The sequence below is a fragment of the Enterococcus sp. 3H8_DIV0648 genome (assembly GCF_002140655.1).
GTDB classification, from domain to species: Bacteria; Bacillota; Bacilli; order Lactobacillales; family Enterococcaceae; genus Enterococcus_A; species Enterococcus_A hulanensis.
The window spans coordinates 761,757-776,157 of sequence record NZ_NGLG01000001.1; the positions used below are offsets into that span (position 1 = coordinate 761,757).

General features: G+C 39.3%; 18 protein-coding genes. All 18 read left to right on the forward strand.

Features of this window, described 5'->3' with window-relative positions:
* The first annotated feature begins 24 nt into the window (after positions 1-24).
* Genes A5875_RS03520 through cobU form a run of 18 tightly spaced genes read left to right on the forward strand, consistent with a single transcriptional unit; the run spans position 25 to position 14,354 of the window.
* Entirely contained in the window at positions 25-543 is a 519-nt protein-coding gene (locus A5875_RS03520; protein WP_422851535.1) for a decarboxylating cobalt-precorrin-6B (C(15))-methyltransferase, read from the forward strand.
* 4 nt (positions 544-547) lie between these two features.
* Positions 548-1,315: a cobalt-precorrin-4 methyltransferase gene (locus A5875_RS03525; RefSeq protein ID WP_088932324.1), complete on the forward strand. Its 768-nt coding sequence runs from the start codon at positions 548-550 to the stop codon at positions 1,313-1,315.
* Positions 1,308-2,366, forward strand: coding sequence for a cobalt-precorrin 5A hydrolase (locus A5875_RS03530; protein WP_088932325.1), 1,059 nt, complete (start codon positions 1,308-1,310; stop codon positions 2,364-2,366). Before A5875_RS03525 ends, A5875_RS03530 begins: the two co-directional genes overlap by 8 nt.
* Entirely contained in the window at positions 2,345-3,070 is a 726-nt protein-coding gene (gene cobJ, locus A5875_RS03535) for a precorrin-3B C(17)-methyltransferase (RefSeq protein ID WP_088932326.1), read from the forward strand. The genes A5875_RS03530 and cobJ overlap by 22 nt, the downstream gene beginning before the upstream one ends.
* Complete coding sequence (gene cobK / locus A5875_RS03540; protein WP_088932327.1) at positions 3,067-3,810, forward strand: precorrin-6A reductase; 744 nt, start codon at positions 3,067-3,069, stop codon at positions 3,808-3,810. The genes cobJ and cobK overlap by 4 nt, the downstream gene beginning before the upstream one ends.
* 1 nt (position 3,811) lies before the next feature.
* Positions 3,812-5,242, forward strand: a complete 1,431-nt coding sequence (cobA, locus tag A5875_RS03545) for a uroporphyrinogen-III C-methyltransferase (RefSeq protein ID WP_088932328.1) — start codon at positions 3,812-3,814, stop codon at positions 5,240-5,242.
* Entirely contained in the window at positions 5,239-6,021 is a 783-nt protein-coding gene (locus A5875_RS03550) for a sirohydrochlorin cobaltochelatase (RefSeq protein WP_088932329.1), read from the forward strand. The genes cobA and A5875_RS03550 overlap by 4 nt, the downstream gene beginning before the upstream one ends.
* A complete protein-coding gene (locus A5875_RS03555) occupies positions 6,014-6,742 on the forward strand; it encodes a cobalt-factor II C(20)-methyltransferase (RefSeq protein ID WP_088932330.1) in 729 nt (242 codons plus the stop codon). The genes A5875_RS03550 and A5875_RS03555 overlap by 8 nt, the downstream gene beginning before the upstream one ends.
* Positions 6,732-7,481 (forward strand): energy-coupling factor ABC transporter permease, encoded by a 750-nt coding sequence (locus A5875_RS03560; RefSeq protein WP_088932331.1) that lies wholly within the window; start codon positions 6,732-6,734, stop codon positions 7,479-7,481. Before A5875_RS03555 ends, A5875_RS03560 begins: the two co-directional genes overlap by 11 nt.
* On the forward strand, positions 7,468-7,767 hold the full coding sequence (locus tag A5875_RS03565) for an energy-coupling factor ABC transporter substrate-binding protein (RefSeq protein WP_088932332.1): 300 nt from the start codon (positions 7,468-7,470) through the stop codon (positions 7,765-7,767). The genes A5875_RS03560 and A5875_RS03565 overlap by 14 nt, the downstream gene beginning before the upstream one ends.
* A complete protein-coding gene (gene cbiQ / locus A5875_RS03570; RefSeq protein ID WP_088932333.1) occupies positions 7,754-8,431 on the forward strand; it encodes a cobalt ECF transporter T component CbiQ in 678 nt (225 codons plus the stop codon). Before A5875_RS03565 ends, cbiQ begins: the two co-directional genes overlap by 14 nt.
* A gap of 25 nt (positions 8,432-8,456) precedes the next feature.
* Entirely contained in the window at positions 8,457-9,260 is an 804-nt protein-coding gene (locus A5875_RS03575) for an ATP-binding cassette domain-containing protein (protein ID WP_088932334.1), read from the forward strand.
* A 20-nt stretch (positions 9,261-9,280) separates the two neighbouring features.
* On the forward strand, positions 9,281-10,768 hold the full coding sequence (locus A5875_RS03580; protein WP_396080959.1) for a cobyric acid synthase: 1,488 nt from the start codon (positions 9,281-9,283) through the stop codon (positions 10,766-10,768).
* A complete protein-coding gene (locus A5875_RS03585; RefSeq protein WP_088932336.1) occupies positions 10,765-11,334 on the forward strand; it encodes a cob(I)yrinic acid a,c-diamide adenosyltransferase in 570 nt (189 codons plus the stop codon). Before A5875_RS03580 ends, A5875_RS03585 begins: the two co-directional genes overlap by 4 nt.
* 33 nt (positions 11,335-11,367) lie before the next feature.
* The gene (gene hemC / locus A5875_RS03590; RefSeq protein WP_088932337.1) at positions 11,368-12,312 is read left to right on the forward strand and encodes a hydroxymethylbilane synthase; all 945 of its coding nucleotides are present in this window, start codon (positions 11,368-11,370) and stop codon (positions 12,310-12,312) included.
* A 10-nt stretch (positions 12,313-12,322) separates the two neighbouring features.
* Positions 12,323-13,015, forward strand: coding sequence for a uroporphyrinogen-III synthase (locus A5875_RS03595; RefSeq protein WP_088932338.1), 693 nt, complete (start codon positions 12,323-12,325; stop codon positions 13,013-13,015).
* Between the two features lie 13 nt (positions 13,016-13,028).
* Complete coding sequence (locus A5875_RS03600; protein WP_242551170.1) at positions 13,029-13,760, forward strand: hypothetical protein; 732 nt, start codon at positions 13,029-13,031, stop codon at positions 13,758-13,760.
* Between the two features lie 6 nt (positions 13,761-13,766).
* Positions 13,767-14,354 (forward strand): bifunctional adenosylcobinamide kinase/adenosylcobinamide-phosphate guanylyltransferase, encoded by a 588-nt coding sequence (gene cobU / locus A5875_RS03605; RefSeq protein ID WP_088932340.1) that lies wholly within the window; start codon positions 13,767-13,769, stop codon positions 14,352-14,354.
* Positions 14,355-14,401 lie beyond the last annotated feature (47 nt).

The window sequence follows — 14,401 nt, forward strand, 5'->3', positions numbered from 1 at the left end:
TGTTTTATTCGCGGAGAAGTTCCGATGACGAAAGAAGAAGTTCGAACGGTTAGCTTGGCAAAGCTGCAGCTGCAAAAAGCAGAGAAATTTTTGGACATTGGTACTGGAACGGGCAGTATGGCAATCGAAGCAGCCTATATGTATCCAAAACTAATGGTCACAACGATTGACTCGAAACAGGCTGCACTCGATGTCTTAAAGCTGAATCAAAACAAGTTTCAGTTAACCAATATAAAAAGCATTTTGGCAAAGGCACCAGTTGAGTTGAACGATACTTTTGACGCTATTTTTATTGGTGGAACAGGCGGAAGTCTTTCAGAAATATTAGCTTGGAGCTTTCAAAGCTTAAAACCAGACGGACGCTTAGTACTGAATTTTATTCTAATAGAAAATGCGCTTGAAGCTATCAGATGGCTGGAGGATAAACGTTATCCTTTTCAAGTGATTCAGTTGCAAGTTGGTCAGTATACAAAATTAGGTCAAGGTCATTATTTTAAGCCGCAAAACCCAGTAATCATTATTGAAACGAGAAAAGAGGAATAGTTGTATGGCAAAGGTACATTTTGTTGGTGCAGGTCCGGGCGATCCCGAGCTTATCACGTATAAAGGATATCAGCTTCTAAGTTCGGCCGATATCGTTATTTATGCAGGATCACTCGTAAATCCTGAGCTTCTGAAATATTGTTCGAAGGACTGTAAGATTTTCAACAGTGCCTCAATGAATCTAACGGAGATCATTGATGAAATGGAGCGCGGTGTTCGCTCAAACAGTGAGGTCGTCAGATTGCAAACAGGTGATTTCTCGATCTACGGTTCCATTCGCGAACAAATTGAAGAATTAAAAAAACGTGGAATTGAATTTACTTGTACACCAGGTGTCAGCTCCTTTTTGGGTGCGGCCTCTAGTTTAGGAGTGGAATATACAGTTCCTGAGATATCTCAAAGTGTGATTATCACGCGGATGGCAGGAAGAACACCGGTACCAGAAAAAGAAAGTTTACGCTCTTTTGCTCAGCATCAAACTTCAATGGTGATTTTTCTTTCGATTCAGGGAATAGCTCAAGTGGTTGAGGAGTTGATCGCTGGCGGTTATCAACCGACTACCCCCGCAGCAGTCATCTATAAGGCGACTTGGCCAGAGGAAAAGAAAATTGTTAGTACACTAGAAAGGATTGCAGAACAAATTGAAGAAGCAGATATCACTAAAACAGCGCTGATTATGGTCGGTGAATTTTTGGGTGATGAATTTTATTATTCCAAGCTTTATGATGCCTCCTTTAAACATGAATATCGAGATGTGAAGAGCAATGAATAAGGTTGCGATTTTAGCTTTGACCTCGGCAGGAATAAAACTTGCTAAAGAGCTCCGGAAAAATTGGAATAATAATATCCCAATTTTTGTATCTGAAGACAAACTAGAAAATGGTTTAGCAGTATTTCCCACCGGAAGATTTACAACAGGCATTCAGCTGCTTTTTAAACAATACGATGGATTGGTTTGTATTATGGCAACTGGAATCGTCGTTCGCAGCATTGCAGAAGTATTAGAAGATAAGCAAAATGATCCAGCGGTTATTGTACTTGATGAAAAGGGAAGACATACAATCAGTCTTTTATCTGGACACATCGGCGGAGCAAATCAGTTAACACTAGAGATTGCGGCAAAATTGAACAGCTGTCCAGTGATTACCACTGCCACGGATGTTCAGGAAGTAACGGCGCTCGATGTACTAAGTAAGGAAATTAATGCTTGGTATGCTGATTTTAAAGAAACGACTAAGAATGTTAATCGCCTGTTAGCCAATCATCAAAAGGTCGGACTGATTCAACGTGAAGAGTGGGTAAAAGATATTAGAGGATTAACAGTAATTAAAGAAAATGATCCCATTGATTCCTTTGCTGCTGTTTTACTTATCTCAGATAAAAACGAGGAAAATCTAACTGAAAAAATCATACAAGTCGTCCCAAGAAGATATGTATTGGGGATTGGAGCTAAAAAAGGCTGCGATTTTTCTGTTGTTAAGAAAGAATATTTAAATTTTTGCCAATCAGTGAATGTCCATTATCGGAGTATAAAAAAAATCGTCAGTATAGAGTTAAAAAAGGAAGAACCTGGGATTATCCAATTGTCGAAATGGCTTGATGTTCCTTTTGAAACATTTTCAGCAGAACAATTGACTGCCGCCTCGGAGAAATATCCACAGTCCTCCTTTGTAAAGCAGGTAACTGGTGTGGGCAGTGTAAGTTTGGCTGCAGCTGATTTAGCAAGTAATGGACAAGTGGTGACAGAACGTTACGCAAATCATGGAGTCACATTTGCGTTGGGAAAGGATGAAGACGATACATGTTGTATGTTGTGGGATTAGGACCGGGCGAAAAGAGAAAGATGTCGCTTGAAGCCATTGAAGTCATTAAAAAAGTTGATGTGATTGTCGGTTATACGACTTATATTCGTTTGATTAAAGAATTGATCGGTGAAAAAGAGTTGGTCAGTACAGGAATGAAACAAGAAATTGACCGGTGCAAAAAGGCAATTGAAATAGCAAAAGAAGGGAAGGATGTAGCGGTTATATCCAGCGGGGATGCTGGAGTATACGGTATGGCAGGACTGATTTTAGAGCTCACGAGTCAAATGGATGAGGAGATTGCAGTCAAAGTTGTCCCAGGTATCACCGCCAGCATCGCAGGAGCGGCTTTATTGGGAGCCCCTCTAATGAACGACTTTTGCCATATCAGCTTGAGCGACCTGATGACTCCGTGGGAAATGATTGAAAAGCGTCTCCATGCAGCTGCTAGTGCAGACTTTGTAATCTGCCTCTACAATCCAAGAAGTAAAGGCAGACCTAATCACTTAGCTAAAGCATTAGAAATTATTCAACAATACAAATCAAAAGATACCATCATTGGATTAGCGAAAGATGTTGGCAGAAAAGAGGAAGAGGCAATCCTCACTTCGATAGCGGAATTAGATGAAACAAAAGTAGACATGACTACAGTTGTTTTAGTTGGCAACAAAGAAACCTATATTTCAGATAATCGGATGATTACACCACGAGGTTATCAACTATGATTTTACTACTGGGAGGGACCTCTGAAAGCTTGAAAATCGCTGAAGCATTTAATGAATGCAATCAAAGTTTTTATTTGTCAGTAGTTTCAGACTACGGAGAGAATCTAGCAAGCGCTGCAGCGGAGCATATCATTAAGGGACGATTGACTGAATCTGAGATGATCGCATTTATTCAGAAACATCAAATTACTAAAGTAGTTGATGCAACACACCCTTATGCAATCGAGGTATCAAAAAATGCCATTTCCGCTTGTAACGGAACAGGCGTCAACTATTTTCGTTTTGAAAGGACTTCATATCTTACCGATGAGATGATTTCAGCTGCTTCGATAAAAACAGCTTGTCAAAAGGCACTCGAATATTCAGGGACGATCTATCTGACTACAGGCAGCAAGACATTAGGAGAGTTTCTAAAATACTTACCCAAGGAACGAATCATCGTCAGAGTATTACCGACAATTGAAGTACTGATGTCAATTGAAAAACTCGGGCTTTCAACTGGCCAAATTGAAGCAATAAAAGGACCGTTTTCTAAATCATTAAACCGAGAACTATTAATCCATAATCAGGTCGGAGTAATGATTACAAAGGAAAGTGGGCAAGCAGGAGGATTTCCAGAAAAAGTTCAAGCCTGTAATGAGTTGAATATTCCTTGTATTGTACTGAAACGTGAACAAATAGAATATCCGAATAAGTTTTCTTCTATTGAAGAGCTTATTGATCGAGTAAAGGGAGGATAAAATGATTGGACAAATCGCTTTAGTTGGTGCCGGACTGGGAGATCCAGAATTATTAACTGTTAAAGGATTACGAAAAATTGAACAGGCGGATGTAATTGTTTATGACCGACTGATTAACCCAGCGATTTTAAACGCGTGTAAAGCAGACTGCGAGAAGATTTATGTAGGAAAGAAACCTAATTATCATCCGGTTCCCCAAGATAAAATCGAAGAAATCATGATAGAAAAGGCGCGACAAGGCTTCAATATTGTTCGTCTTAAAAGTGGAGACCCGTATGTTTTTGGTCGAGGCGGAGAGGAAGGCGCGGCTCTAAAAAAGGAAGGAATTAATTTTGAAGTCATACCTGGAATTACTTCCTCAATCGGCGGATTAGCTTATGCAGGGATTCCAATTACGCACAGGGACCTGGCCGCAAGTTTTCATGTTTACACTGGTCATTTGAACAATTCGGAACAGGCTGTTGATTGGTCAACTGCAGCTAAAGCAGAAGGTACTTTAGTTTTTTTGATGGGGATGTCAGGATTACAGGAAATTACGAGACAACTGATAAATCATGGTAAGGATAAAAATACTCCTGCTGCGGTCATCCAATGGGCAAGCCGCAAACAGCAAAAAACAGTCGTAGGAACACTGGAAACCATTTTCGAACAAGCTAAATCGGCTGAACTGAAACCACCTAGTTTGATTGTGATTGGGCAAGTTGTCGAGCGCAGAAAAAAACTAAACTTTTTTGAAGAGCGTCCGCTGTTTTCAATGAGTATCGCGATCCCATTTACAAAAAAGAAAAAAATGGCTAGTCGCCTAACGGATCTAGGCGCGGAAATCATAGAACTACCACCGAGTACCACACAAATTTTTAATGAAGCAATTCCTTTTATTAACTCGAAACAGGTTGTTTTTACGGATCAGCATAGCATTGAGATGTTTATTCGAGCAATGAAACAAAGTAAAATTGATTGGCGAAATTTAGCTGGCTGGCAATTTATTACTGTAGGACACCATACTGGTGCAGCGTTAGAAAAAAATGGTATTCAACCAGATCAAAACTATTTAGACTTGAGTATTTGTTTACAGGAGTTGAAGGTTACTCCAGAGACCTTGTTCTTAGGTGATGCATTAACAGTTGACTGCTTGAATGATCAAAAAATTCTAGGAGATAAACTGATTAGTCATGAAGAGAAAATAACTGTAGAGATTCCGGAATTATGGCAGAAGACAGATTTGATGTATTTCCCAAATTCAAAATCTGCCCGATTATTTTTAAGAGCTCTAACTAATCAAGAGTTGGCATTTGCCAGACAGAAAAAAATTGTCGTCATGGGTCAAAAAACAAAAGAGGTCTTCGAGGCTTATCAAATTCCTGTGATTCAAACAAACGAACCAAGTTATCAAAGCGTTATAGAAAAACTAAAAGAGGAGATGGAGCGATGAAACCAGCTTTAATAGCCGTCAGTTTTGGTACAAGTTATCCAGAAACAAGGAAAAAAACGATTGAAGCTGTAGAGAGAAAACTAGTTGAAGCATACCCAGAGTTTGATGTATTTCGTGCTTTTACTTCCAATAAAGTGATAAAAAAAATTAAAGAGCAGGAGAACACGACAATTTTAACGGTTGATCAGCAAATGAAAAATCTGATTGCTGACGGTTATGATGAAATTTATGTTCAGCCGTTACACATTATTCCCGGTAGTGAGTACTCCAAAGCGCTCCATCAAGCGATGAGCTATAAAAATCAATTAAAAATGATAAAAGTTGGTAAGCCATTATTAAGCAGTATAGCGGATTATCAAAAAATTGTGGCTTGGCTAGAAGTGTCAGCACAGGATCTAGACGATGATGAATGTCTAGTGCTAATGGGACACGGTAGCCAGCATTCAGCCTTTACGGTTTATGCTTGCTTAGACCATATGTTAATGGACAAGGCGATTTTTGTTTGTGCAGTTGAAAGCTATCCGGAAATTTCTTTACTGATTAAACGCCTTCAATACAGTCATTATAAAAAAATCAAATTGTATCCCTTAATGTTGGTAGCAGGTGATCATGCCACAAATGATATGGCATCTGATGAAGAAGACTCTTGGAAATCTCAGCTGGAGCAGGCTGGTTTTTCTGTTGAAGCATTTCTTAAAGGTATGGGTGAAGTGCCGGAAATACAACAGATGTTTGTCGAGCATGCCGGTGCGATGATGGAAGGAAAGACAAATGGCTAAATTTTATGGAGTTGGTACTGGCCCGGGTGCATCAGATTTATTAACGGTTCGTGGAAAAGAAATCATAGAAATGGTGGATTGTCTTTATACACCTGAATCTAAAAAAGGTGGGAAAAGTCTAGCTTTACAAATTGTTGATCCTTATTTAAGTGAAGGCCTGACAATCAAACAGCGTCATTTTCCGATGGTGAATAATTGGGATGAGAAAAGAAGTGCTTGGAACGAGATCGCTGAGGAAATTATTGCTGATGTTAAAAAAGGCTTGAACGTGGCTTTTATCACATTGGGAGATCCGATGGTTTATAGCACATACAGTTACTTGTTGGAGCGAATGACCGATAAGATCGAAACAGAGACAGTCCCGGGCATATCCTCTTTCTGTCAGATTTCCAACAATTTACAAATTCCATTGGTGATTGATGAAGAAAGCTATGCTGTTCTGCCAGCTACTGCTGATGAAAAAATAATACGCACAGCTTTAGAACAAATTTCAACAGTAATATTAATGAAAGTTTCAATCGCATTGCCCAAGATTCTTAAAATTTTAACAGACTTAGATTTATTGGAACAAACGATACTAGTCAGCGATTCTTCAATGGAATCAGAAAAAATAATGATTGGTTTAAGTGACTTAAGTGAACAAGATCAGCTATCGTATTTCAGTACCATGATCGTCTACAAAAATAGAAAGTTGAAAGGGAGTAAAAAAGATGAATCCTAAAGTGAAAACGATTCGAAAAATTCTTCTTGCACTGTTGCTTTTGATTCTAATTACACCGCAAAAGGCTCATGCTATGCATATTATGGAAGGCTTTTTACCGTTAGGCTGGTGTTTGTTTTGGTATGCAGCGTTTATCCCCTTCTTTATTTATGGTTTGATCAGCATCAAAAAGGCAGTTGCTGATAATCCGCAGAATAAGGTTTTGTTAGCTTTCAGCGGTGCATTCATCTTCATTTTGTCAGCTTTGAAAATTCCATCAGTTACTGGTTCCACGTCTCATCCAACAGGTGTCGGAATCGGAACTGCATTATTCGGGCCAGGTGTTATCAGTGTTTTAGGAACGATTTGTTTGCTATTTCAGGCTTTGCTGCTTGCACACGGAGGGATAACAACTTTAGGAGCTAATGCCTTTTCAATGGCGGTAGTTGGTCCCTTTGTCGGCTATGGAGTGTATCTTCTTTTGAAAAAGTTGAATGCTTCAAATTCCGTATGCTTATTCCTATGTGCTTTTATTGCGGATCTCGCAACATATTTTATGACCTCGCTTCAACTGGGAGTGGTTTTTCCAGATCCTTCAACTGGCGTTTTTGGTGCGATCATGAAATTTGTCGGAGTTTTCATGTTAACGCAGATTCCGATTGCTATTGCGGAAGGCTTGCTGACAGTTGTTGCTTATAATCTGATTTCTGCGAATTTTCCTTTTCAAGAAGGAGGCGTTTTGAACGATGGAAAAAAATAAATCAAAAACTAGTTTGAACATTATTCTCTTGTTGGCAGTAGTAGTGCTAATGGTTGGAGCGTTGCTAATTAATCAAACTGGCGAATTTGGCGGATCTGATGGTGAAGCGGAGACAGTTATTACTGAAATTAACCCGAACTATAAACCTTGGTTCGATTCATTGTTGGAACCTAAAAGTGGAGAAATTGAAAGCTTGCTGTTTACTCTTCAAGGAAGTCTAGGAGTTGGGATCATTACTTATATCTTAGGCTATTACAAAGGAAAGAAGAAAAATGCTGTTAATTGATAAGATAGCCTATGAGAACCGATTAATCGAGCTTTCACCTGGACTTAAAAGTATTCTGTATCTCGTTTTATTGATGATTTGCTTTTTAACGCCTCCCGTAATCCAGGGCTCGATCAGTTTAATTGTCGGGATTACGACAATTTATGTCACTCGAGTAAAGGTTAAGCGATATTTTAAATGGCTATTAGTTCCCGCACCTTTTCTAGTGATAAGCATTTTAACTATCCTATTTTCAATCAGTCCGCGTTCAGGAGGGTTCATTTTCGAGCTTTCCTTATTCAATCATTTTTTAGGGATAACAAGAGCTTCATTAACTACAGGAACTAGGCTGTTTTTCCGTTCCTTTAGCTGTTTAATCTGCACGTATTTCTTTATCCTGACTGTACCGTTCAATCAAATACTGTTGGTGATGAAGCGAGCACATTTCCCCACACTACTAATAGAACTGACAATGCTGATGTATCGTTTTATTTTCATTTTTGCTGATGAGTTTCTGATCATCAAGCGAGCGCAAGACATGCGTTTTGGGTATCGGGGACTAAAGAATAGTTATCAATCATTAGGAGCATTGATCAAGATTTTATTTTTTCAAACATTTGATCGCTTCAATAAAATGATTCTTTCTCTTGAAATGAAATTTTTTGACGGAGATTTTCCGCTGTAATAATCGAATGAAAGAAGGAGGCAAAATGTTTAAAGTAACAGATTTATGCATCAGTTACGAGAATCAAGCAGATGTACTGCATCATCTTTCTTTGGATTTTAGTAATCATAAGGCGGTAGGCATTTTAGGAGCGAATGGTTCAGGAAAGTCCACCTTGTTTGCGGCAATAGTTGGATTGTTGCGCCCTACTCAAGGTGAGATTGTCTACGAAGACCGACCATTAGATTATAAAAAGTCAGCACTTTATCAGTATCGACAAGAAGTGGGAATCGTTTTTCAGGAACCGGATCATCAGATTTTTTATTCGATCGTTGAAGATGATGTCGCGTTTGCTTTAAAAAATTTAGGTATTACCTCTGCACAGATTCAAATTAGGATGGATGAAGTATTTTCTTTACTTAAAATCGAACATTTAAAAAAGAAACCGGTACAGTACCTGAGCTATGGACAAAAAAAGAAAGTCGCTATCGCAAGTGTTTTGATGCTTAAAACAAAGTGGCTGCTGCTAGATGAACCAACATCTGGCTTAGACCCCGCTGGAAAGCAACAGATGATAGAGATCATTTCTCAACTCTTACAACAAGGAACTAAAATCATTTTATCGAGTCATGATATGGATTTGATGTATGAGATTTGTGATTATCTGTATGTAATTGATAAGGGGACAATCATTAAAGAAGGCAAGTCAGATCAAGTTTTTTTGGATGAAGAAGTACTGAAGACTGCTGGCTTAGAACAGCCTTGGTTAGTCAAGGTGCATCAGCAATTAGGTTTTCCGCTTGTTAAAAACCAACAGGAATTTATGCGAACAAAGATGAAGGCGAGGTGAGTATATTGGGTAAAAGTTTGATGATTCAAGGGACTGCCTCGGATTCAGGCAAAAGTATTCTGGTTGCTGGATTATGTAGAATTTTTCAGCAAGATGGTTTGAAAGTGATGCCCTTTAAGTCACAAAATATGGCGCTCAACTCTTATATCACTATGGATGGAAAAGAAATGGGCCGTGCTCAAGTTTTTCAAGCGGAAGCAGCTGGGATCGAGCCGGATGCACGTATGAATCCTGTTTTATTAAAGCCGACTTCTGATAGAAAATCACAAGTAATATTTAATGGAAAAGTCCTTTGTGACATGGATGCAGTAGAATACCATGAATTCAAACCGCAACTGATCGAGAAGATATCTACCTTATATCAAGAACTGCTTCAAGAAAATGATGTGATTGTACTTGAAGGAGCGGGCAGCCCAGCCGAGATCAATCTAAACAGTCGAGATATCGCCAATATGGGAATGGCTAAAATCGCTGATGCCCCAGTGATTTTAGTAGCTGATATTGATAAAGGCGGTGTGTTTGCCTCAATTTACGGAACTGTTCATTTGTTGGAGCCAGAGGAAAGAGCACGAATCAAAGGAATCATCATCAATAAATTTCGTGGAGATATCGCATTATTGGACCCAGGGTTGAAAATGATTGAGGATTTAACAGATGTCCCAGTAGTAGGAGTAATACCCTATGCTCAATTAAATATTGAAGATGAAGATAGTGTGGCACTATCGAAGGTTAACCGTTTGTATAATACACAAAAAGATTTGGATATTGCAGTGATCGGGTTATCTAAAATGTCGAATTTTACTGATTTTAAAAGTTTGGAAAGTGAACCGGATGTTTCTGTTCGATATGTTTTTCCAAATGATCAGTTAGGCAGTCCGGATATTCTTATCTTGCCTGGAAGCAAAAATACTTTAGAGGATTGTCTATATTTGAAAAAATCAGGCTTGGCAAAAGAAATCCAGCGTGTTCGTGATGAAGGAAAAATGATTTTTGGAATTTGCGGCGGCTTTCAATTATTAGGCAAAATGCTGCACGATCCAAATCAGGTCGAATCTGTCCACGGCAGCCTAGAGGGATTAGGGCTATTGGAAACAGAAACATATTTCGAAGCAGAGAAAACAACCACTAGAGTGGAAGCAGAAATTGGAAAAGAAATAATCAGCGGCTATGAAATTCATATGGGAAGAACAGAAAATCATGAGCGGCAACATTTTGCCCATCTTATTTCTGCTAACGGTAAAACGATCTCAAGAAATGATGGCGCTGTCAGTTCTGATAAATTGGTTATCGGAACCTATCTTCATGGCGTTTTTGATAATAGTATTTGGAGACGAAAATTATTAAATCAGGTACGAGAAGCAAAAGGCCTGTCTCCAATTAACGAAGCTGCCATGCCATATAACGAATATAAAAATCAACAGTATAATAAGTTGGCGGATTTGATTCGTGAAAATATTGACTTAGATAAAATTTATCAAATCATGAATCAAGAGGAGGTAAACGCATGAGCATCTATACGCGTTATGGAGACCGCGGTTACACTAAATTAGTTGGCGGAGGAAGAGCCAAAAAGAACGCTCCCCGTGTTGAGGCGTACGGCTCTATCGATACATTAAACGCCCAAGTAGGATTAACCGTGGCTTCATTAGATGCACAAGAGAACTCTTTATATACTGAATTAGTCCAAGTTCAGCAATGGATCTTTGATTGTGGGAGCGACTTCGCTACTCCAGAAGAGAAACGACCATATAAAATCGAGCCGCAAATGATTGAGTGGCTTGAAGAAAAAATTGACTTTTATTGGACTGCATCACCAAAAATCGATCGTTTCATTATACCGGGCGGAACGGTCAGTGCTGCAAATCTGCATTTGTGTCGATGCTTTACCCGCGAAGCTGAACGAAATGCTGTGAGTCTATTGGAACAACAAGAAGCTATCAATAAAGAAGCCTTGAAATTTTTAAATCGCTTATCAGATTATTTTTTTGTTTTGGCTCGTTGGGTCAATGGACAAGCCGGACAATCTGAGGTTTTTTATGAAAATAGTGTTTCAGTTTTTAATAGGAAGAAATAAAAATGGAGCTATCCGAACGAAAGAAGGAAGAAAATGAAAAAACTGAAGGTAGGGACACGCGGCAGTAAACTAGCCACGACACAAACAAAGCAAGCTTTAGCAGTTTTTCAAAGCCATTTTCCAGATGTGGAAGTTGAACTCGTTAAGATCAAAACGAAAGGCGACCATTTGGCAACTCATAATTTGCAGGCGATTGGTGGTCAAGGCTGTTTTGTAAGGGAATTAGAATATCAGCTTCGTGCAGGCAATATTGATTTTGCCATACACAGCTTGAAGGACATCCCCACTACTATTCATGAAGACTTGACGCTTGCGTGTGTCATGAAGCGGCATTCGCCAACGGATGCTCTGATTATTAGAGATGCTGGGGTAAGTTTGGAAACCTTGCCGAAAAATGCTGTCGTGGGTACCAGCAGTCTTCGCAGAAAAGCACAGCTCTTGCATGTCCGTCCGGATTTCGATATTCAGCCGATCCGAGGGAATATCGATACTAGAATTAGAAAAATGAGTGAAGGTCAATATGATGCGATTGTTTTGGCTTTAGCAGGATTAGAGCGATTAGGTCTGGATCAAACGGTGTATCACCAAGAGCTTTCTCCAGAAATCATGCTGCCAGCTATAGGACAAGGTGCTCTAGCTTTGGAATGTCGGAAAGATAATAAAGAAGTACTGCAAATGCTTAAAAAAATGGAGCATCCGGAAACAGCAATTGCTGTTTCCGCCGAACGGGCCTTTTTAAATAGTATGGATGGCAGTTGTACTTTTCCGGTGGGGGCGTATAGCTTTCCCAAAGGTGATACTTATGAATTAACAGGAATGATTGGCAGTGAAAATGGAAAAATCATTTTGAAAGAAACAATGCAGGGTGATGATCCGGTAATTTTAGGAAAAGCTGTGGCCGCTAAAATGGTGCAGCAAGGTGCGATTACGTTGATTGAGGAGTGTAAAAACGATCAAAAAGAAACTTTTATACACTAGAGAAGCTGTTATGCCTGATAGCATTCATCAAGCCTTTGCGAAAAAAGAGGTTGAAGTCATTACAATCCCTTTAAATCGAACAGTACTTCAACCGTATGAATACTTGGAACGCGATTATGACTGGATTTTTTTTACCAGCAGCAACGCGGTAAGATATTTTGATTTTACTCAATTGAACAGCCATGCTCAGATACTCGCTATCGGCAATCAAACGGTTAAAACATTGCAAGACTTAGGTTACGATGTTGATTTTCAACCTAAAGAAGCTTTTTCTGAAGGTTTAGTGAAGGAGTGGCTGAGTTTTGTAAATGGAAAACAACGAGTTTTTTGGCCGCATTCATTTCAAGCCCGACGTGTAATATATAATGTGTTGACCAGCCGAGGGCATGTGGTCTTAGAAAAGGTGATTTATAGAAATGAGTTCTATCCTGAAGATCAAGATCGCTTGCGAAGACTATTGCTTAATGAAGCTTTGGATTATGTACTTTTCGCCAGTCCTTCTGCATGGACATCTTTTTCCAAAGTAACGGAAACAATGTTGCAGTTACCTGCTGATTTTTGGTCACACTTGAAAATAGCCGCCATTGGTCCTGTCACAGCAAAGGTGATCGAAAAAGAGCATCCAGTTGCAGTTCAGCCAAAGATTTATGATATGCCGCATCTTTATGAATGTCTGCTGCAAGAAATCGAACATGAGGAGTGAGAACGCTGTGTCTATGACAACCGAGTATCGTGATCTTTCTATTTTGCCTATTTCGAACGACAAACGGCTGGTGATTGCCTGTGACTCTAGTGCCGGAATCGGCGAAAAGGAACAAGATGTTGTTTCGATTGATCCGGCAGTGACCGCCGCATTTTGTTTACGTGTTCCCTTAATGGAACTGTTTTGTTATGGAGCAGAGCCAATCGCTGTTATTGATCTGGTCGGAAATGAATACCTCCCAACTGGGAAACGGATGTTAGAGGGAATAAAAACTGAGTTAGCTAAGGCGGATCTATCTCATTTGCCATTAAATGGCAGTACAGAAGAAAACATGCTCACAAAAACAACTAGTCTTGGAGTAACGGTGATTGCCGAGACTTCAGCAGAAAAAGAAAATTTTGAAATGAAGGAAGCTTGCAGTCTTTTGCAATTAGGCCAACCTTATGTCGGGGAAACAGTCGTGAGAAATCAACATAAAATTTTTTCCTACTCTATAGTAAAGACCTTAAAAATGGAGTCGGGAGTATTAGATATGCTTCCTGTGGGGTCAAAAGGAATTCGTTACGAAGCACAGGTGATGGCTGAAGACTCTGAATATCAAGTGGAATTTCTTGAAGAGAAAGAAATCGATTGCTCCGCCGGCCCTGCGTCCGTCATTTTATTAGCAGTAAAAAAGGCCCAAGAAGAAGATATTTTAACTCGCTATCCTGAACTAAAAAAAATTGGCGAGTTCAAGAAGGAGTGATTGACTTTGGGAGAAATCACATTGATTACTGGCGGTGCGCGTAGTGGAAAATCTGCATTTGCAGAGAGTTTGCTTGATACAGAAGCAAAAATCAATTATATTGCTACGAATTGTACAGCACAGGACGAGGAAATGGAAAATCGTGTGCTGCTTCATCAAAAGAGACGCTCTAAAAATTGGCAAACGACTGAAACTTTTTTGGATATCGCTGATTTATTCCAGCAAAAGCAAGTATCCGCGCATTTACTAGATTGTGCCACCATGTTAACGACAAATTTTTTCTTCCATTTAACGAAAGAACGATTCGGTGAAGATTTTAAAGTAATCGATGAGGAGATTGCAAAATTATCTGAAAGCGCAAAAGCAGATATCGAAGCTGAGATTCTGACCGAATGGCATAAAATTCTAATGGCAGCGAGAAAAAGTTCTTCACAACTGATAGTGGTATCGAATGAAGTTGGATTAGGGATCGTTCCGGAAAACTCTTTTTCTCGCTGGTTTCGAGATGTATTGGGACACGTAAATCAATCTTTAGGAAAGGAAGCGGATGCCGCATTTTTAGTGATAGCTGGTATTCCTATGAAAATAAAATGATTGATAGTATAATTTTGTATTTTCAATTTTTTACACGAATACCGATT